Here is a 19,007-nt window from a genome sequence, read left to right on the forward strand (position 1 = left end):
TCAAGCGGTCTTCTCAATCAAGCTACGGGCCGGCTCGCCAAGGTGGCCCAGGGGCGCCGCGCATGATCCGGAGCAGTTCGGGCGCCGCCCCCGGAAGAGGTCCTTCGGGGCGGCCAGGCCCAGCGCCAGGGGCCGCGCTGGGGGACCGATCGCGAGCGGAATGGCCAGCATCGCCGCCTGAGGGTTCACCAGTCCGGAGTTGAACGCGTGTCCGCGCGCGGCGACCTGGGCCACCTCCGCGGCGACATCCTGCGGGCGCGGCGCGACCTCGTCGCCGTCCCAGACCGCGAGCGCCTCGGCGATCAACTGCGCCCGGCGATCCGGGGTCTCCATCGCCAGCAGCGCGCTCCCGAGAGTCGAACGGGCAAGGCAGCGCCGCGTCCCGGCCTTGACGTGGTACCGGATCGGCGTCGTGCCCTCGATCACGCGCACATACTGGCAATAGCCGCCGCTCGCCGCGCCCAGCACCACGGTCATCTGGGTTTGCTCCGCGATCTCGCGCATCTGTTGCTGGATGCGCCGCAGCGGAAGGATCTCGTCCCCGACCCAGTGCCCAAGCAGTGACACCCGGATGGAAGGGAAGAAGGTCTTGTCTTCGGCGGAAAATTCCAGATAGCCGAGGTCGGCGAGGCTGCGGAGTAGCGCGCCGGTGCTGGAATGGGGATAGCCTAGCGCCACGGCCACGTCTTGGATATGCGCGGGCCGGCGCACTTCGTCGAAATATTCGAAGATCTCCAGCGTCCGGGCCGCGGATTTGACGATGGACGGATCGGGCTTCGGCATGCTTTCAGATCCTGGGCGCCCGCTCAGATCGCGAGCGCCGCCCGGGTTCCTTCCTCAATGGCCCGCACCGCATCCAGCCCGGCTGCGTCGCGAGCGCCCCCAACCAGGGAATACGGCATCTGCTTCGCCGCAAGCGCCGGGACGATTCCCGCCTGTGGCTCCTGGCCGATGCATAACACGAAGGTGTCGGCCACGATCAACCTTGGGACGCCGCCCACCGTGACATGGAGGCCCTCCGGGCTGAGATGGCCATAGTCGACCTCTCCGGTCATGGCCACGCCCCGCCGCACGACCTCCTGGATATTGGCCCAGCCCCGCGTCTTGCTCAGGCCCGCGCCGAACGCCGACCCCGGTTTGCGCTGGAAGAGTGTGATCTGTCGGGGCGAGGGCCAGGTCTTGGGAGGGGGTCGCAGGGCGCCGCGCTCGGTGAAGGCGGTGTCGATCCCCCATTCCTGGGAGAAGCCCTCGATGTCCGGAGCGGCGGGATCGCCTGTTCCGGTCGGGTGCGCCAGGAGCTGGGCCACATCGAAGCCGATGCCACCTGCGCCCAAAACCGCCACGGTGTCGCCCGCCAGTTCCGGCGTTTCAATCGCCTGTGCGTAGGTGAGAACACGAGGGTCATCCACACCGACCGAGTCCAGCGTTCGCGGTTCAACGCCGGTGGCCAGGATGACATGATCATATGCGGCGGCGATCAGTTCCTGCGGATCCACAAGTACTCCCAACCGCACGTCGACCCCGAGCTCTGACAGCCGCGCGCCGTAATATCCGATGGTTTCGGCGTAATCCTCCTTCCCCGGGATGCGGCTCGCAAGGTTGAATTGGCCGCCGATCTGGTCTGACCTCTCGAACAGAGTGACCTTGTGGCCCCGCTCCGCACCTGTCACCGCCGCAGCCAGGCCTGCGGGTCCCGCGCCAACAACCGCGATACGCTTGGGTTCGATCGGCGCTGCGACATCGCCGAATTCGGCCTCCCGGCAGGCGGCGGGATTGACCATGCAGGTCGTGAGCTTGCCGGTGAAGGCGTTGTCCAGACAGGCCTGATTGCAGCCGATGCATACATTGATCGCGGCGCGTCGCCCGGCCCGGGCCTTGGCGACGAAGTCGGGATCGGACAGAAAGGGCCGCGCCATCGAAACCATGTCGGCCTTGCCGTCTGCGATAAGACGGTCGGCGAGTTCCGGCGTGTTTATCCGGTTCGATGCGATGACCGGAACGTTGAGGTGCGACCTGAGCTGCGCCACCGCCCAGGCAAAGGCCCCGCGGGGCACCATGTGGGCGATGGTAGGGATCCGCGCCTCGTGCCAGCCGACCCCGGTGTTGACCAGGTTCGCGCCGGCAGCCGCGACAGCCTTGGCTTGATTGACCACCTCGTCGAAGGTGCTGCCACCCTCCACAAGGTCGAGCAGCGACTGTCGGTAGACGAGAATGAACCGCTCGCCGCAGCGGGCGCGAACCGCCCGGACGATCTCGGCAGGCAGCCGCTGGCGATTGGACGCCGAGCCACCCCAGTTGTCGGTGCGCTGATTGGTGCGCGGGCGCCAGGAACTGGTTGAGAAGGTAGCCTTCAGACCCCATGATTTCGACCCCGTCGTAGCCAGCCTCCTTGGCGAGCATCGCGGCGCTCGCAAAATCCTCGATCGTCTCGAAAATCTCATCCTCGCTCATCTCGCGTGGCGCCAACGGGTTGATCCTCGAGGCGATCCCCGAGGGGGCGACCAGACCCTCATGGCGCGCGTAGCGGCCAGCGTGCAGGAGCTGCAGCACAACCAGTCCGCCGGCGAGATGGACCGCCGACGCAATCCGGCCGTGGTCTGCCACGACGGCTTCGCTCATCACGGCGCCGTTCCTGCCGAGGCGGCCTGCCGCATTGGGCGATACGCCGCCTGTCACGATCAACCCCGCGCCGCCTTCAGCCCTCCGCGCAAAGAACCGAGCCTGGCGGTCGTATCCATCCGACGCCTCTTCGAGCCCGGTATGCATCGAGCCCATCAAGGTACGGTTGGGAAGGGTGACGAAACCCAGGTCCTGCGGCGACAACAGATGCGGATAGCGCGAAATGTCCATGCTGCGCCTAGACTGCGAAGCTTGCCCTGGATTGAGACAGCACGATACGGCCGTCTCCTGTCTCGCCCTGAATGATCGCCTCACCGTCGCCCGTGCGCCAGATCTTGGTGACGATCGTATCGCCATACTCCACCCGATCGGCGAAGCGGCCCTGGAACGCGCGGAACGCGGCAGGATCGTCGGCGCAGAGTTCTCGCAGGACGGCTCGGCCGACAATGCCGTAGGTGCAGAGCCCATGCATGAAGGGCGCGTCGAAGCCACCCATTTTTGCGAACGCCGGATCGATGTGGATCGGATTGCGGTCGCCGGAGAGCCGGTAGATCGCGCCCTGTTCCGGGCGCGTGTCGAAGCGGGCCACGATGTCCGGCGCCCGGTCGGGAAGGGTGCCGCCATCGCCCGCCGAGGGGCCGCGCTCGCCACCGAAGCCGCCGGCGCCGCGGACAAATAGCGTTGCGTGCGTCCGGAAGAGGTCACCGTCGGCGTCGCGACCCAGACTCTCCACGCCCAGCACAGCGGCTTTCCCCTTGTCCCAGACCTCGGTGATCCGGCCGGTCACCTCGACGGTTCCGTCCGGCGGAAGCGGCCGGAACAGCTCGATGGCCTGCTCGCCGTGCAAGAGCATTTCGAGGCGCATCTCGACAGCGCGCATCATGCCGCCCAGCGCTGTTCCGCCCGGAATGACCGCGTAGGTCGGAAGAACCTTCGGGCCCCGGCCTTCGTAGATGAAGTCCAGGTCCGCAGCCGGCCTCGCTCCGACGCCCAGGGCATAGAGCATCGTGTCCTTCGAAGACCAGGTCTCGGTGGAGACGGGAAACTCGAGCCCGACGAGATCGGGCGAGATCGGGTGGCGTGTCATGGGGCCTCGCGCGTTGGGGATGGCTGGCTCAAAGGCTGCGGCGCCCTGCCATCCGGCGGCCACGCTTCGACGCCCTCCTCCAAAGGAATCCGCAGACTCTTGAGGAGCTGAGAAAACATGGTCCAGTTGCCGATGGCGACCACCAGCTCGATCCGCTCGGCGTCCGTCGCCAGGTGGCGGCAGCAGGTTTCCCAGGTCGCGTCGTCGATCATGCCTCTATCGAGGGTGTCGTCGGTGGCCTGCAGCACCGCCCGGTCGGCCTCGGTGAGGTTCGGCGCGCCCTGCCAGTCCCGCGTTGCGGCCAGGTCGGCTTCAGGAATCTCGAGGCCACGGGCCACGCGCCAGTGCTGGGTCCATTCATAGACCGAGCCGGTCCGCCAGCCGATCCGCATGATGATCAGCTCGCGCAGTCTCGCATCGAGCCTGTTGCCGCGGAAAAGCAGCGTGGTGAGGGTCGAGGCCAGTTCCTCAGCGACGTCAGGATGCCGCAGCAAGACCCGGAAGACGCTGAGCGGCGCCATCTGCTCGGATACGCCCGCGGCGCTTGCCGCGGCTTTCGCCTGGGCCAGACTGAGAAGATCGACCCTCGCTCCACTGGCGGCCATCGCGTTCAATCCCTGTCAGGAGACGGTGTGCGGCAATCCGCAGATCGTCAGCCTGCACCCTCCGATCGCTCATTGCCATAACAGATATGAGTTGACTACGACATATACGTGTTACGATTGTGGGTGCGAACTGGAGTTCCGCCCGTGATCCCGGCTACGACATTTGCGATGGTTCAAACGGCGCCGCGCCGCTTGGAGATGCGCGATCTTCCGGTCCCCGAGATCGAAGCCGACAGCGCGATCCTTCGCATCGAGGCCTGCGGAATCTGCGGCAGCGACTACGAGCAGTTCGAAGGTGTGCTGAAAACGCCGATGCCGGTCATCCCCGGACATGAGCCGGTGGGGATCATTGAAGCCATCGGCGACAAGGCTGCCCGCCGATGGGGGGGTCGATGTCGGCGACCGGGTGGCCGTCGAGACCATGCTGTCCTGCCACAGCTGCGACACCTGCCTCGGGGGCCGCTATCACCTTTGCGCTGACCGCCAGATCTACTCTTACATCCCGCTCACCAACCAGCCCGGCCTCTGGGGCGCGTACGCCCAGTACATGTACCTGGCGCCCAACACGATCGTACACCGGATGGACAAGTCCTTGCCGGCCGAGCTCGCCGTGATGTTCAACCCGCTGGGCGCAGGTTTCCGCTGGGCTGTGGAGATTCCTCAGACTCAGGTGGGCGACACGGTGGTCATCCTCGGCCCCGGGCAAAGGGGCCTCGCCAGCGTCATCGCCGCCCGTCAGGCCGGGGCGGGGAAGATCATCGTCACAGGCATGGCTGCGGATGCGCGGAAACTCGACCTGGCCCGGACTTTCGGGGCGCATCACACCATCGACGTTCAGAACGAGAACGCCATCGAACGCATCAAGGAACTGACCGGCGGCCGGGGCGCCGACGTGGTCGTTGAGGTGACGTCCTACGCCACCGACCCGGTACGCGAGGCCCTGAGCTATGTGCGCGCCGGCGGGACGATCGTCCTGGCCGGGGTGAAAGGGTTCAAGCCCATACCGGACTTCGTCTCCGACCTGATCGTCTTCAAGGAAATCACAATCAAGGGGGCGATCGGTGTCACCTCATCGGGGTATCGCAAGGCCATCGACCTGATCGAAGCGCGCTCGCTGCCCCTTGAGCTGATGCACACGCACGACTTCGCGTTGGAGGACGCGGAGCTGGCCATCCGGACGCTCGCGCGGCAGGTGGACGGCGATGAGTCCATCCATTCCTGCCTGATCCCGCCCATCTAGCCGACCCGTGTCGTATCGCACCGCGGGACGCCGAAGAGGCGCCCGGAAACCCGGAGGAACCGTGAGCTTCAGCGACAAGGCGGCGATCGTCGGCATCGGTGAGACGGAGTATGTCAAGGGGTCCGAACGCACCGCCGTGGACCTCATGCTGGAGGCGGCGCGCAAGGCCATCGCCGACGCCGGGCTGCGGCCATCGGACATCGACGGCATGGTGCCGCCGCCGATCTACACCACCTCCGAGGAGCTGGCCGCGAACCTGGGCGTCGATGTCCTTCGCTATGCCTCGACGGTCCACATGGGCGGGGCGAGCCCGACAACGGCGCTTCAGAACGCAGCCATGGCCGTGGCCGCCGGCATTGCTGACAATGTGCTCGTGGTGCTGGGCTGGAACGGCTACTCCGCGCTCCGCCCCAAGCCAGGCCGGCCGCCACAGCGGGCCATGAACATGAACACCCTGACCCGCACCATCCAGGGCTTCTACATGCCCTATGGCGTGATGATGCCGGCGCAGATGTATTCCTGGATCGCGACGCGCCACCAGCAACTCTACGGCGTGCCCGACCAAGCGATGGGGGAAGTCGCCCTGGCCTGCCGGGCCCACGCCCAGCTGAACCCGAACGCCATGACCTACGGCCGGCCGCTGGACATGGAAGAGTACCTGAACGCGCGGTGGATTTCCGAACCCCTTCGACTCTACGACTGCTGCCTCGAGACGGACGGCGCCTGCGCGGTCGTCGTCACCAGCGCCGAGCGGGCGCGCGACCTGCCGCACCGACCAGTGCTGATCGCCGGTGCGGCCGAAGGCCATCCCTATCCCGCCGACGACATTCCTTCCCGTCCCGACATGCTGAAGATCGGTCTCGCCTACGCCGCGCCGCGGGCGTTCGAGATGGCCGGCGTCTCGGCCCGGGACATGGACTTCCTGCAGGTCTACGACTGCTTCACCTATGTGGTCCTCCTGCAGCTTGAAGCGCTGGGGTTCAGCGAGCCCGGCGCCATCCATGACTTCGTGAAGGATGGTCAAATCCAGCTGGGTGGCCGCTATCCCCTGAACACCCACGGGGGGCTCCTCAGCGAAGCGCATGTCTGGGGCCTCAATCACGTCCTCGAAGCGGTCAGGCAGCTGCGTGGCGACGCCGGCCCGCGTCAGGTTCCCGGCGCCAAATTGGGCCTGGTCACCGGCTGGGGCGATCTTGGCGACGGCAGCCTGGCGATCCTGAGGACCTGATGGCGATGCAGCCTCCTACCGTTCCCGCGCCGCTCCCCCGCACCCAGGACCCCATGGACGACGCCTTTTGGGCGCAATGCCAGGACGGCCGTCTTCGCTTCCAGCGGTGCGACCATTGCGGCGCGTGGCGGTTCCTGCCCCGCTACATGTGTGCGCAATGCGGGTCGCCGGACTTCGCCTGGTCCCCGGTCCGGGGAACCGGCAGCCTGTACTCCTGGACCATCACCCACCAGGCGCTACATCCCGCCTTCGCCGCGGACATCCCCTACATCGCCGCCCTGGTGGAGCTGGATGAGGGCGTGCGGATGGCGACTCGATTGTTGAACTGCGACCGCAGCGCGCTCCAGCTCGGCCTTCGCGTGGAATTGGTCTTCCAAGTGATCGGGGATGGCTTCCAGCTGCCTTGTTTCCAGCCCCTGGGGACGCTCGCGGCCAGCAAGGCGGCCTCATGGCCACCCGTAGGCCCAGCATGAGGACCCGCCGATGGACCTGACCTACAGTCCCGAGCACCAGGCCTTCCGACAGGAGGTTCTCGACTTTCTGGACGCGCATCGCGACGCGGCGCCTAAGGGGCGCGGGGCTGCGCAGCGTCCGTCCCCAGAAGCGGTGGCCTGGCAGAAGTTGCTGATCGAGCACGGCTACGCCGCGCGGACCATCCCCAAGGAGTATGGCGGCTTTGGCGCCGCGCCGGATATCCTGAAGTCGCGGATCATCGGCGAGGCGTTCACCGGCGCTCGGATTCCGCCCGGGCTGCAGAACCAGGGCATCTCGATGCTGGTCCCAACCTTGCTCGAGTTGGGGACCGAGGACCAGAAGCGGCAATGGATCGGACCGACGATCCGCGGCGAGGTGGTCTGGTGCCAGGGCTACTCGGAACCTGGATCGGGCTCGGACCTCGCCAGCCTTCAGACCCGCGCCACCGAGGATGGCGATGACTTCGTCATCAACGGCCAGAAGATCTGGACCAGCACCGCGCGCGAGGCGGACATGATCTTCTGCCTGGTCCGCACCGAGCCGGACAAGGCCAAGCACGACGGGATCAGCTACCTGATCTTCTCGATGTCGACGCCGGGCATCGAGGTCCGGCCCCTCGTGACCATGACGGGACGCGCCGAATTCAACGAGACGTTCTTCACCGACGTGCGGGTTCCGAAGACGCAGATCGTCGGGAAGCGCGGGCAGGGATGGTTCGTGGCCAACGCGACGCTCAAACACGAGCGGGGGATGCTGGGGGATCCCGGTCAGTTGGAATCCGGGTTCCATGCGCTGGTCGAGCTGATGCGGACCGAGACGGCGGGCGGCGCGGCGATCATGGACGACCCCGTGCTTCGCGATCGCCTGGTGCGGCTACAGGCTGAGATCGCCGCCATGAAATTCAACGGGCTGCGCGTGCTGAGCGCGTCGGCCAACGGCGGGGAGGCCGGGCTGGCGCGACTGGTCGTCAAGCTGCAGGCCTGCGAACTGGCCCACCAGATCTCGGCCCTGGGCATCGACGCCCTGGGCGAACTGGGTGTGCTCTACGATGGCGCGCCGCATCTGCGCGATCACGGCGCCTGGCAGCAGAACTACATGTTCCAGCTCGGCCTGATCATCGGCGGCGGCACCGCCCAAATCCAGAAGAACATCATCGCCGAGCGCGGGCTCGGCATGGCGCGCGAGCCGAAGCTCGCGGCGGAGGGAGCCCGCTGATGGAATTCGGGCTCTCGAGCGAGCAGCACATGCTGCAGGACAGCGTCGCGCGGTATCTGGCCGACGCCTGCCCTTTGCAGCACGTTCGCGATACCGCGGCCGGGGCGCAGGTCGTGAGCGCCACGCTCAAGGCGGGCCTGGCCGACCTTGGCGTCCCGGGCATCGTGATCCCCGCCGAGTACGGCGGCATGGGGCTTGGTCTCCTGGAAGCCGCCCTGGTCGCCGAGGCGCTGGGGCATCGGGTCGCTCCAGCGCACTTCACGGGCGCGCACATCATGGCGCCCCTGGCCATCATGAGCGGGGGATCAGCGGCTCAGCAACAGACCTGGCTGCCGAGGCTCGCCAGGGGCGAGGCGACGGCGGCCGTCGCAGTGACGGAGTCGATCCTGAGCCGCGACGGCGCCGGCGTCCGGGCCGAGGACGGGCGCCTCGAGGGGGAGCGCCCTTTTCATCCTCGATGCGGCCGATGCCGAGGTCATCGTCGTGGCCGACCAAACCGGGCGCCAGCACCTGGTCGCGGCGAACGCAGTCGGCGTCCAGTTGATCGCCCTCCCGACGATCGACAGGACACGGTCTGTGGGCGAGCTGCGCCTGTCCGGCGTGGCGGCCGAACCGCTGCCGGGGAGCGGACCCGAGACGACCCGCCGGATCGTCGACGCGGGACGCATCATGCTGGCCGCCGACACTCTGGGCGCGGGCGCCGCGATGATCGAACAGGCCGTGGCCTACGCCGGACAGCGGGTGCAGTTCGGGCGGCCGATCGGATCCTTCCAGGCTGTCAAACACATGTGCGCCGAGATGGCGGCAGCGCTTGAACCCTGCCGGTCGCTGGTTTGGTACGCAGCGCATGCGTTCGACCATATGCCGGACGAGGCGCCTCTGATGGCCTGCCATGCCAAATCGCATCTCTCGGAGGTCGGCCGGCTCGTCGCCCGCACCTCGACGGAGGTGCATGGAGGCATGGGGTTCACCGACCTCGCCGGGCTGCACTTCTGGTTCAAACGGATCGGCCTCGATCGCCAGCTGCTTGGCGGCCCCGAAACCGTGCGCAACGAAGCCGCGCGGCTGCAGGGCTGGATCGCGGCGTAGGAGGACCTGAGCATGGCTTGGAATTTCGGCGAAATCCTCGATGCGCTTCCGCGGGTCGTCCCCCCGGAGGCGCCCGCCTTCATTCACGGCGATCGCGTCGTGACGTGGGGGAAACCACCCGCCGTTCAAACAACTTGGCCAGGGCAATGTTGGCGCGCGGCGCGAGGCCGGGTGACAAGGTGGCCTTCTACATGCGCAACCGCCCGGAATATGGCGAGGCCATGGCCGCCTGTTTCAAGGGCCGGCTGACGCATGTGAACGTCAATTACCGCTACAAGCCCGACGAGGTGTCTTACATCTTCGACGACTCCGACGCTCAGACCGTGATCTACGGATCGGAGTTTCGCGATACGGTCCTGCAGCTCAAGGACCGGCTGGCCAAGGTCGTAACGTTCATCGAAGTCGGCGACGAGGGCGCGCCGCCGCCCTTCGCGGAATCCTACGAGAACCTGGCCACAGTCGGTGATGGCGCGCCGCTTGGCATCGAGCGATCCCCTGACGACCTGCTGTTCATCTATACCGGCGGCACGACGGGCATGCCCAAGGGCGTGATGTGGCGCCATGACGACTTGCGAGAAGCGCAACTCGACGCGCTGCGCCGGCTGGGCCCAGCGCCCGAATCCCTTGAGGCGCACCTGGATTCGATCCGCGCCGTCGGTCCGGGAAGTCGGACCTTGCCGGCCTGCCCGATGATGCACGGAACCGGTCTCATCACGGCGATCGGATGCATGATGGGCGGCGGGTGCGTCGTGACCCTGCAGACCCCCTCGTTCGATGCTGGCGAACTCTGGTCGGTTGTGGCGCGCCGGAAGGTGCAATCGATCGCCATCGTCGGAGACGCCTTCGCCAAGCCGATGTTGCAGGCCCTCGACACGAACCCGGGCCGCTTCGACACCTCGAGCCTCGTCTCGATAGTGTCGTCCGGCGTGATGTGGAGCCGCGAGGTGAAGGCCGGTCTGCTGCGCCATATTCCGCAAGTCGCGCTGATGGATTCCTTCGGCGCTTCAGAGGCGCTTGGCTTCGGCTCTTCAGCCATGACCAAGGACGGTGAGGTCAGGACTGCGTCGTTCCAGATCGGTCCCCGGTGCAAGGTTTTCGACGAGGACGAGAACCTTGTGGAGCCCGGCAGTGGCAAGGCCGGGATCATTGCCATCGGCGGCCCGATTCCTCTGGGCTACTACAGGGATCCGGAAAAGACCGCCAAGACCTTCCGAACCATCGGCGGCCAGCGATATTCCATCCCAGGGGACTGGTGCACGGTAGAGGCCGATGGCGCCATGACGCTGCTGGGACGGGGCAGCGCCTGTATCAACACCGCGGGCGAGAAGGTCTATCCCGAAGAAGTGGAAGAGGCGCTCAAGACCCACGCGGCGATCGAGGACGCGCTGGTGGTCGGCGTGCCCGACGACAAATGGGGCCAGGCCGTGACCGGCGTGGTGGCGGTGGCGAGCGGCGCCGCGTTCGACGAGGACGATGTGCGCCGCCACGTGCGCGCCAGCCTGGCCGGGTACAAGACCCCCAAACGCATCTTGGTGACCCGGGTGCCGCTCAGGGCCTCGAACGGCAAGGCCGACTACAAGACGGTGACGGATTTCGCGCGGCGCGACCTGGGACTGGGGTGAGGTCATGACAACCCAATCCAGCATCCCGTCCGAAACCCAAGCCGCCGAGGCGTTCGACATCCTGGTGGTCGGCGCGGGGTTCACCGGTCTCTACCAGCTCCATCGCCTGCGCCAGTTGGGGTTCTCGGTGCGGCTGCTCGAGGCCGGCGCCGACCTGGGCGGCATTTGGTACTGGAACTGCTATCCTGGCGCCCGCGTCGACACCCACGTCCCGATGTACGAGTTCTCCAGCGAGGACCTCTGGCGCGACTGGACCTGGACCGAGCGGTTCCCGGCTTGGGACGAGCTTCGTCGTTATTTTCATTATGTAGATCAAAAGCTCGATCTGAGCCGCGACATCCGATTCAACACCCGCGTTGAAGCCGCTGAATTCGACGAAGGCCGACAACAGTGGACCGTGAGGACGCAGGACGGCGGCGCTCTGCGGGCGCAGTTCCTGGTGCTTTGCACGGGGTTCGCCGCCAAGCCCTATGTTCCCAAACTCAAGGGTCTGGAGCAGTTCAAGGGCGCCAAGCACCATACCGCCTGGTGGCCGCAGAACGGCCTGGACTTGGCCGCCAAGCGCGTGGGCGTGATCGGCACCGGCGCCAGCGGCGTGCAGGTGGTGCAGGAAGCCGCGGCGGTGGCCGCCGAGCTGACGGTCTTCCAGCGCACGCCGATTCTGGCGTTGGCGATGCAGCAATGCGCACTGGACGAGTCGACCCAGGTCGAGATGAAACGGGATTATCCCGCCCGGTTCGCGCGGCGGCGAGAGAGCTTTGGGGGGCTTCGACTTCCACGCGACCGGGAAGTCTGCGCTCGAGGTCTCGCCGGAAGAGCGGAAGGCCATCTATGAGGCGAGCTGGGCCGCGGGTGGTTTCAGCTTCTGGGCCTCGACCTTCTACGACGTAATGATGAACCTGGAGGCCAATCGTACAGCCTACGACTTCTGGCGCGCAAAGGTGCAGGCGCGCATCCGGGATCCGAAGCTGGCGGAGCAGCTAGCGCCCCGGGAGCCGCCGCACCCCTTCGGGGTCAAGCGCCCGTCCCTGGAGCAGACCTACTACGACGTCTTCAACCAGGACAATGTGCGCCTCGTGGATCTGAAGGCCACTCCGATCCTGGAGATCACCCCAGGCGGCGTGAGGACGGCAGACGGCGAGTACGACCTCGACATCCTGGTCCTGGCCACCGGCTTCGATGCGGTCACCGGCGGGCTCACGCAGATCGACATCCGCGGCGTCGACGGGGTGACGCTGAAGGACAAGTGGGCGCAGGGCGCGCGGACCCACCTGGGTATGGCGAGCGCCGGCTTCCCCAACCTGTTGTTCCTCTACGGGCCCCAGAGCCCCTCGGGCTTCTGCAACGGTCCCACCTGCGCCGAGCTGCAGGGCGACTGGGTGCTCGAATTCCTGAAACACATGCGCGACGCGGGCGTGAGCCGGTTCGAGGCGACCCCCGCCGCCGAACAGACGTGGAAGGACCACGTGGAGGCCGTTGGCGCCATGACGCTCTTTCCCCTGGCTGACTCTTGGTACATGGGAGCCAACATACCCGGCAAGCCACGGGAACTGCTGAATTATCCCGGCGGCGTGCCGATGTACCTGCAGATGTGCCAGGCGAGCGCCGCCAACGGTTACGAGGGATTTTTGCTTAGAAGGACGACAACTCATGCGTCGGCTTGATCGACGAGTGAACGAGCCATGGAGACTTCGATGAGCGACGGTTCGATCGATCTGAGGGCCGAGGCCCGCGCAAAAGCCTACGCAATGCCGTTGGAGGACATCAATCTCGCCGACACCGAGTTATGGCGCACCGATACGGCGTGGCCGTATTTGGAGCGGCTGCGCAAGGAGGACCCGGTCCATCTGCATCCGGCTCACCACCACCCGGACGGCGCGTTTTGGTCGATCACCCGCTACGCCGACATCATGGCCGTCGACACCAACCACGAGGTGTTTTCGTCCGAGCCGTCGATCACCATCTTCGATCCCAAGGAAGACTTCACGCTTCCGATGTTCATCGCGATGGACCCGCCGAAGCATGACGTCCAGCGCAAGACCGTCAGCCCGATCGTGTCACCGGCCAACCTCCACCTGATGGAGCCGTTGATCCGCAGCCGTATCACCAAAACCCTGGACGAACTGCCGATCGGCGAGACCTTTGACTGGGTCGACCGGGTCTCCATCGAACTCACCACCCAGATGCTGGCCACGCTGTTCGACTTCCCCTGGGATGAACGGCGCAAGCTGACCCGCTGGTCGGACATCGCCACCGCGGGACCTGAGTCGGGCCTCTTCGTCACCGATGACTATGAGACCGAGCGCAGAATGGAGCTCTTCGGCTGTGTGGATTATTTCACGCGGCTCTGGAACGAGCGGGTCAACGCCCCGCCCAAGGGCGATCTGATCTCGATGCTGGCCCACGGTGAGGCCACGCGAAACATGGACCGCATGGAGTACCTCGGAAACCTGCTCCTGTTGATCATCGGCGGCAATGACACCACCCGCAATACGATGACCGGCTCGATCCTGGCCATGAACCAGAACCCCGAACAGCTACGAAAACTGCAGGCGAACCCAGACCTGATCCCCTCCATGGTTTCGGAGACCATCCGCTGGCAGACACCGCTGTCGAACATGAGGCGCACCGCCACCCGGGACTTCGAGATTGGCGGCAAGCTCATCAAGAAGGGTGACAAGGTGCTCATCTGGTATGCCTCGGGCAATCGGGACGAGACGGCGATCGACAATCCAGACTCCTACATCATCGACCGGGAGCGGCCTCGCAACCATCTGTCGTTCGGCTTCGGCATCCACCGCTGCGTCGGCAATCGCCTTGCCGAGCTGCAGCTCCGCATTCTGTGGGAGGAAATCTTGCCGCGCTTTGCAGAGATCCTGGTTGTCGAAGAGCCCGTTCGCGTGCCGTCAATGTTGATCCGCGGGTACAGCTCTATGCCGGTAGTTATTCCGCGGCGTCACTGAACCCTATGCAGTCGATGAGCAGGGGCCCCACTATTATAAGATCCTGGTGACGAGTTACTTTTCCATCCGCCACAGTGTACAAAATCCATAAGCTCTAAGTTCGTTGCATTTAACTCGCATAGCTGCAGAACTGGAAATGTAATGAGTAAAGCAAAGTCAATTTCTGCGACTCTTGTTGTCAGTTGCATGGTGGCGACCTCGGGCCCTGCCTTGGCCCAGACGCCAACATCGACCTCGGAGCCGGGGTCCAAGACCCAAGCCACGGCTCAACGCGCGCTGACGTCCTCGGAACAGAGTCGCGAAAGCCTTGAGGGGGCGGTGACTTCGCCGCTCCGCGACGCAAACCTCATCAAAACCGACATCCCCCCAATCCTCTCGCAGGCCGTTGACAATCCCTACGCGCGATCGGGCCAGCGCAGTTGCGCAACACTCCGGAGGGAAATCGTTGAGCTTAACCAAGTTCTGGGCGATGATTTCGATGAGCGAGGCTCCGAACCCGACCAAGGCGCCCTTGAACGGCGGGGGGCTTATGGCATCGTGGCTAGCATTGTCTCCGACATCATCCCGATGCGCAGTTGGATTCGGAAGCTGTCAGGGGCGGAGCGGCGTGATCGCCAAGTGCAAGAAGCTATTGCCGCGGGCATAGCCCGCCGAAGCTATTTGAAAGGAATTGGCCAGGCGCGCGGCTGCAAGCCGCCCGCCTCCGCGCGGCCGATCGGCGGCAAGCCGCCGGCCGTGAAACCTTAACTCGATGAGGCGGCTCGTCGGCGCCCTGGCGCTAGCGGCGCTCCTCCTAGGGGCGTGCCAGACACTTCCCCGTGTACCCTACGAACTGGAGACCCTTCACGCGGCGAGCCCGGATTACCGCTACAATTTCCTCGAACCCAAAACCCGCGCACGTTTCCTTGGCGAAATCCTCAGTGTGCAGCGCGAACATGCTGGTGGCGAGCTTGAGCTCCTCGCCCTTTCGGGCGGAGGAGCCAACGGCGCCTATGGCGCCGGCGTGATGTATGGTTGGAGCCAGCGGGGAGACCGGCCGGCATTCTCGGTCGTGACCGGCGTGAGCGCCGGCGCGTTAATCGCCCCGTTTGTCTTCGCAGGCCCGGCTTTCGACCCGGCTCTCCGGGAAGCGTTTACGGATGGCCGGGCAAAGAACCTGCTTCGATCCCGCGGCGTTGGCGCATTGTTTCTGCCCGGTGCCTTCAGGCCGGAACCGTTGGCAAAGCTCATCTCGGGCAGCATCACGCCGGCCCTCATCGACGCCGTGGCGGCAGAACACCGCAGGGGCCGACGTCTATTTGTCGCGACAACCAGCCTCGACACGCAGAGCCAGGTTGTTTGGGACATGGGGGCTTTGGCGCAGCAACGCGATCCCGGGTCGCGTCTTCTGTTCCAGAACATCCTCGTTGCTTCGTCGAGCGTGCCAGGCGTCTTTCCACCTGTGCTCCTAACCGTCCAAAGGAACGGGCGGGCTGTTTCGGAGCTCCACGCTGACGGCGGGACTGTGGCCAACTTCTTTGTCGCACCACAAGCATTGCTGGGCACCCCGACGCCCTCCGCGGGGACCGCGCATATCTTCATCCTGCTGAACAGCCGGACCGCGCCGCGATTTGCGGTGGTGCCGATTGGCGGGCTCAAGATCGTCGCACGAAGCTTCGACACCATGCTGAAATCTCTCACGCGCTCCGAAATCGCCAACGTGAAGCTTGCTGCAATCGATAAGGGACTAAAGCTCGATGTGGGGGAAATCCCCGCCCAGTTGGACGAGAATTTTCTCGACTTCAGCCAAGACCATATGAAGGCGCTGTTCTCTGCTGGCGAGCAACGGGGAGTTAGTGGCACGGCCTTCGATCCGCCTCCGCGGATTCAATAGATACCGCCCCAAAAGAACGCCCCCCACGACTTCGTGCGTTGCCATGATCGGGCGCCTGGCAAGGCCTCACTATGGACCCAGCGACACAAGATGGCCGCCTTTCTGGACCGCTTGTTCCGGCGGGATTAGACTAAAGTTTCCAGCCGGCCGTGCGACCTTAGGGCGCTCCGCGTTGTGGCGGAGCGCCCCAATATATGTGGCGTTGAATCGACGCGAACTAGAATCGATACTGGAGCTCCACGCCGTAGAGACGAGGCGGGGTGAGCTCCAGGTTCTGGGCGCCCGTGGCGAAGCGATCCGACGGAACGGTGGGACTGTTGTTGCGGTTGGAGCCCTCAAGCGCAGCTTGGTAGCCCTCGGTGTCAAACACGTTCTTGACATAGGCGATCACGGTGTACTTGCCGCCCGTCGGCGCCCAGTAGGCGCGGAGATCCACCTGATCCCAAGATGGGGCCTTATTGTACTCTCTGGTGAACACGTTGGCGTAGGCTTCGGATCGGTACAGATAGGTCGCGCCCAGGGTGAGCGCGCCGGGATCCATCTCGAAAGTGTAGGACCCGTTTAGCGCTAGCTTGTGCTTCGGCGCCTGCGGCAGGCGGTTTCCGACCACGCTGACGGGGCCGGTGTTGATGTTATCGTTGGTATCCACGAGCGTTACGCTCTTCCGGATCTTCGTCGGGTTGTAACCGTAGTCCATCGTCAGACGCACTGGCCGGATCGGCTGCCAGATCGTACCGAACTCCAGGCCGCTGGACCGCGACCTGGCGATGTTCACGAACTGGCCGACGTTGGTCGGACCAACCCGCACGGTGACCGGCGCCTGCAGGTTCCGGTAATCCAGATAAAATAGTGCAGCGTTCACCTGCAGCGTGGAGCCAACGTTTTTCTTTAGGCCGACCTCATAAGCGTTGACGGTCTCTTCGTCCGCCTTGGGATCGGCCAGGAACCCTCCAGCCGAAAACCCGAACGCCTTGTAGCCGCGGCTGTAGCGAGCATAGGCCATCGTATCGTCGTCGGGCTCCCACTGGAGTCCGAAGGTCCCCGTCCAGGCGTCCGAGGTATCGCCAAGCTTGCGGCTGGCGATCCCGTTGGCGCCGATCGTGTATTGGCGGCACACGCCCCCCGTGCAGACGGAAGGACTGGTGACCCCTTCGATCAGGCCGGCCGTGCTCTTTGGGGCGAGCGTGTCGGTCAGATCCATGGCGCCGTTGCCGAGACCGCCGAGAGGCGCGAGCGCATTGCCGAGCCCCAACGCCTGGCCGACTGCCGGCAGCGCGTTGAGATTGCCTAGGAGGCTGCCCCAGTTCGCCGCTGTGCCGGGACCGAAAGCGCCAAGACCGAGGGCCGGATATAGGCCTGGATAGCAGGCGTCCGAGTTGCAGACGATCCGCCGGAACTCCGTTCCGGACTTCTCGTCCTTGGTGTAGCGCAGGCCCGCGGTCACCTTCAGGGTCTCCGTCGCCTGCCAGTCCACCTGCCCGAACACGGCTTTGCTCTCGGTCGTCAGGTCGTAGTCGCCCAGCGACCAGAGGCCTTGCGGATTGGGCGCTGCGCCAAGGATCGGAGTGCGGAGGCTGGAGGGGCCGTTGAGGAAGAAGTCGGCGGTGGCGCCGGTCCCACTGTATTTCTCGTTGTAGTAGTACGCGCCCACAATCCATTGGAGGGGGCCGTCATCCGTGGACGAAATATTGATCTCGTGGCTGTACCATTTTGGATATTCAAAATAGTGGAACGTATTGTCCGCATTTACGGTCAATGGAGTGCAGTTGACCGCGGAGCGTCCGGCCGCAAACAGGGCACCAACGGTTCCACAGATCGATCCTGGAGCAAGTGGTATCTGGAAGGACTGGACGTTTGTGGCGTCGGTGTCGCCGTACAGGTCGTACTTGTACTCTTGGATGCCGCCCACGTAGCGGATATCGACGCTGGGCAGGTGGTAGACGAAGTTGGTCGTCAGCGAGTTGACGTCGCGTAGCCGGACGCGCTCAGCGTTGTTCGTATTGAACTCGTGTGAGTCCGCCAAAGCCGGATTGACCGTGATATTCGTGTTGCCGAACTGCCGTAGGCTGCCCGGCACAATCCCATTGACCCCCGTCTCCGGTGAATAGCCATGGGCGGAGTTGTAGACGATCGAGAAATTCGGATCGAGGCGCCCGGTCTCGTAGGGGGCGTTGCGATAGTCCGCCCGTGCGCCGGGGCCACCCCGATTGTGCCACACCAGCGTCTTGTACGAGACCCACAACTCGGCGTTCTCGCCGAGGTCTGCTTCGAGCTGGAATTGGGCTTGGTACTCGTCCCGCTTGCTACCTTCCGACGGGCCGCCGGCGAGGTTCTTGAAGTAGCCCTTCCGCTGGTCGAACTTGTAGCCCGAGACCCGGAACCTCAGATTGTCGGCGATGGGTCCGGACACGGCCGCCTGAAAGTTGGTGACGCCGTAGTTCTCGGCGATCGCGCGGACCTCGGCGTAGAAGTCCTTGGTCGGCCGCACGGAGATGACGTTGACGGTGCCGCCGATGGCGTTGCGGCCGTAAAGCGTGCCTTGCGGCCCGCGCAGGATCTCGACCCTCTCCACATCCAGCGGCGGGCCGCCTGCCAGCACGGTCGAGGTGGTGAACAGGCCGTCGATGTAGATCGACACGGCGCCGTCCACAGCGTGGATGTTGGTCAGGCGGCCGATGCCGCGCATGCTGGCCCGGTCGTTGCCAGACTGGTAGGTGAAGCCTGGAGTGAAGTTTGTGAGATCCTGAACCGAGTTCACACCCACCAGGTCGCGCTGCTTGCTGGTGAACGCCGAAATGGCCACCGGCACGTCCTGTAGGCTCTGCTCCCGCTTTTCGGCGGTGACGACCAGCTCCTCAATGACATTGACGGGCTGAGCGTTGGCCGATCCGGTGACAGCCGTAAGGGCGAGAGCGCTCGTTACCAGGAGATTGTGTCTGGAAGTCATGTTGCCGGCCTCCCCAGCCGATCTGATGAATTTGTTGCGTTTCCC

Annotated in this window: 17 protein-coding genes and 2 pseudogenes; 13 read left to right on the forward strand and 6 right to left on the reverse strand. The window is 65.1% G+C overall.

Annotated elements, in window-relative coordinates; genetic code table 11:
• The 5 genes and pseudogenes from LRS10_RS05600 to LRS10_RS05615 form a co-directional block, all read right to left on the reverse strand.
• On the reverse strand, positions 1-783 hold the full coding sequence (locus LRS10_RS05600; RefSeq protein WP_257836386.1) for an IclR family transcriptional regulator: 783 nt from the start codon (positions 781-783) through the stop codon (positions 1-3).
• Positions 784-806: 23 nt separating this feature from the next.
• Positions 807-2,441: an FAD-dependent oxidoreductase gene (locus tag LRS10_RS05605; RefSeq protein WP_308237922.1), complete on the reverse strand. Its 1,635-nt coding sequence runs from the start codon at positions 2,439-2,441 to the stop codon at positions 807-809.
• Positions 2,377-2,976, reverse strand: a pseudogene (locus LRS10_RS24370) (hypothetical protein); the annotation flags it as partial. The gene LRS10_RS05605 and the pseudogene LRS10_RS24370, both read right to left, overlap by 65 nt.
• Positions 2,858-3,706 (reverse strand): MaoC/PaaZ C-terminal domain-containing protein, encoded by an 849-nt coding sequence (locus LRS10_RS05610; protein WP_257836387.1) that lies wholly within the window; start codon positions 3,704-3,706, stop codon positions 2,858-2,860. The pseudogene LRS10_RS24370 and the gene LRS10_RS05610, both read right to left, overlap by 119 nt.
• The gene (locus LRS10_RS05615; RefSeq protein WP_257836388.1) at positions 3,703-4,311 is read right to left on the reverse strand and encodes a carboxymuconolactone decarboxylase family protein; all 609 of its coding nucleotides are present in this window, start codon (positions 4,309-4,311) and stop codon (positions 3,703-3,705) included. Before LRS10_RS05615 ends, LRS10_RS05610 begins: the two co-directional genes overlap by 4 nt.
• Before the next feature lie 198 nt (positions 4,312-4,509).
• On the opposite strand from LRS10_RS05615, the gene LRS10_RS24935 reads away from it, so the two are divergent.
• The 13 genes and pseudogenes from LRS10_RS24935 to LRS10_RS05675 all read left to right on the forward strand — a co-directional run bounded on the left by LRS10_RS24935 (position 4,510) and on the right by LRS10_RS05675 (position 16,015).
• The gene (locus tag LRS10_RS24935; RefSeq protein ID WP_374570913.1) at positions 4,510-4,791 is read left to right on the forward strand and encodes an alcohol dehydrogenase catalytic domain-containing protein; all 282 of its coding nucleotides are present in this window, start codon (positions 4,510-4,512) and stop codon (positions 4,789-4,791) included.
• Positions 4,718-5,551, forward strand: a complete 834-nt coding sequence (locus LRS10_RS05620) for a zinc-binding dehydrogenase (protein WP_257836389.1) — start codon at positions 4,718-4,720, stop codon at positions 5,549-5,551. Before LRS10_RS24935 ends, LRS10_RS05620 begins: the two co-directional genes overlap by 74 nt.
• A 61-nt stretch (positions 5,552-5,612) precedes the next feature.
• Positions 5,613-6,779: a transporter gene (locus tag LRS10_RS05625; protein WP_257836390.1), complete on the forward strand. Its 1,167-nt coding sequence runs from the start codon at positions 5,613-5,615 to the stop codon at positions 6,777-6,779.
• On the forward strand, positions 6,779-7,252 hold the full coding sequence (locus LRS10_RS05630) for a Zn-ribbon domain-containing OB-fold protein (protein WP_257836391.1): 474 nt from the start codon (positions 6,779-6,781) through the stop codon (positions 7,250-7,252). Before LRS10_RS05625 ends, LRS10_RS05630 begins: the two co-directional genes overlap by 1 nt.
• Positions 7,253-7,262: 10 nt before the next feature.
• Positions 7,263-8,468 (forward strand): acyl-CoA dehydrogenase family protein, encoded by a 1,206-nt coding sequence (locus LRS10_RS05635; protein ID WP_257836392.1) that lies wholly within the window; start codon positions 7,263-7,265, stop codon positions 8,466-8,468.
• 29 nt (positions 8,469-8,497) lie between these two features.
• Positions 8,498-8,761 (forward strand): annotated as a pseudogene (locus LRS10_RS05640) (acyl-CoA dehydrogenase family protein); the annotation flags it as partial.
• Positions 8,762-9,044: 283 nt separating this feature from the next.
• Entirely contained in the window at positions 9,045-9,557 is a 513-nt protein-coding gene (locus tag LRS10_RS05645; protein ID WP_257836393.1) for an acyl-CoA dehydrogenase family protein, read from the forward strand.
• A 146-nt stretch (positions 9,558-9,703) separates the two neighbouring features.
• On the forward strand, positions 9,704-11,179 hold the full coding sequence (locus tag LRS10_RS05650; protein ID WP_257839087.1) for an acyl-CoA synthetase: 1,476 nt from the start codon (positions 9,704-9,706) through the stop codon (positions 11,177-11,179).
• 4 nt (positions 11,180-11,183) lie between these two features.
• Positions 11,184-12,014 carry an NAD(P)/FAD-dependent oxidoreductase gene (locus LRS10_RS05655; RefSeq protein ID WP_257836394.1) on the forward strand — a complete coding sequence of 277 codons (831 nt, stop codon included), beginning with the start codon at positions 11,184-11,186 and terminating at the stop codon, positions 12,012-12,014.
• Entirely contained in the window at positions 11,938-12,843 is a 906-nt protein-coding gene (locus LRS10_RS05660; protein ID WP_257836395.1) for a hypothetical protein, read from the forward strand. Before LRS10_RS05655 ends, LRS10_RS05660 begins: the two co-directional genes overlap by 77 nt.
• A 30-nt stretch (positions 12,844-12,873) precedes the next feature.
• Entirely contained in the window at positions 12,874-14,142 is a 1,269-nt protein-coding gene (locus LRS10_RS05665; protein ID WP_257836396.1) for a cytochrome P450, read from the forward strand.
• A gap of 318 nt (positions 14,143-14,460) precedes the next feature.
• On the forward strand, positions 14,461-14,889 hold the full coding sequence (locus LRS10_RS05670; protein ID WP_257836397.1) for a hypothetical protein: 429 nt from the start codon (positions 14,461-14,463) through the stop codon (positions 14,887-14,889).
• A gap of 4 nt (positions 14,890-14,893) precedes the next feature.
• Positions 14,894-16,015 carry a patatin-like phospholipase family protein gene (locus tag LRS10_RS05675; protein ID WP_257836398.1) on the forward strand — a complete coding sequence of 374 codons (1,122 nt, stop codon included), beginning with the start codon at positions 14,894-14,896 and terminating at the stop codon, positions 16,013-16,015.
• Positions 16,016-16,232: 217 nt separating this feature from the next.
• Here LRS10_RS05675 and LRS10_RS05680 read toward each other — a convergent pair whose 3' ends face one another.
• The gene (locus tag LRS10_RS05680; RefSeq protein ID WP_257836399.1) at positions 16,233-18,962 is read right to left on the reverse strand and encodes a TonB-dependent receptor; all 2,730 of its coding nucleotides are present in this window, start codon (positions 18,960-18,962) and stop codon (positions 16,233-16,235) included.
• Positions 18,963-19,007: the final 45 nt, after the last annotated feature.

This window comes from Phenylobacterium sp. J426, assembly GCF_024699945.1.
GTDB lineage: Bacteria > Pseudomonadota > Alphaproteobacteria > Caulobacterales > Caulobacteraceae > Phenylobacterium.

Coding starts and splice junctions, on each gene's coding strand:
- LRS10_RS05600 (WP_257836386.1), bottom strand. CDS start 783: ATGCCGAAGCCCGATCCGTCCATCGTCAAATCCGCGGCCCGGACGCTG.
- LRS10_RS05605 (WP_308237922.1), bottom strand. CDS start 2,441: ATGAGATTTTCGAGACGATCGAGGATTTTGCGAGCGCCGCGATGCTCG.
- LRS10_RS05610 (WP_257836387.1), bottom strand. CDS start 3,706: ATGACACGCCACCCGATCTCGCCCGATCTCGTCGGGCTCGAGTTTCCC.
- LRS10_RS05615 (WP_257836388.1), bottom strand. CDS start 4,311: ATGGCCGCCAGTGGAGCGAGGGTCGATCTTCTCAGTCTGGCCCAGGCG.
- LRS10_RS24935 (WP_374570913.1), top strand. CDS start 4,510: ATGCGCGATCTTCCGGTCCCCGAGATCGAAGCCGACAGCGCGATCCTT.
- LRS10_RS05630 (WP_257836391.1), top strand. CDS start 6,779: ATGGCGATGCAGCCTCCTACCGTTCCCGCGCCGCTCCCCCGCACCCAG.
- LRS10_RS05635 (WP_257836392.1), top strand. CDS start 7,263: ATGGACCTGACCTACAGTCCCGAGCACCAGGCCTTCCGACAGGAGGTT.
- LRS10_RS05650 (WP_257839087.1), top strand. CDS start 9,704: ATGTTGGCGCGCGGCGCGAGGCCGGGTGACAAGGTGGCCTTCTACATG.
- LRS10_RS05655 (WP_257836394.1), top strand. CDS start 11,184: ATGACAACCCAATCCAGCATCCCGTCCGAAACCCAAGCCGCCGAGGCG.
- LRS10_RS05665 (WP_257836396.1), top strand. CDS start 12,874: ATGAGCGACGGTTCGATCGATCTGAGGGCCGAGGCCCGCGCAAAAGCC.
- LRS10_RS05675 (WP_257836398.1), top strand. CDS start 14,894: ATGAGGCGGCTCGTCGGCGCCCTGGCGCTAGCGGCGCTCCTCCTAGGG.
- LRS10_RS05680 (WP_257836399.1), bottom strand. CDS start 18,962: ATGACTTCCAGACACAATCTCCTGGTAACGAGCGCTCTCGCCCTTACG.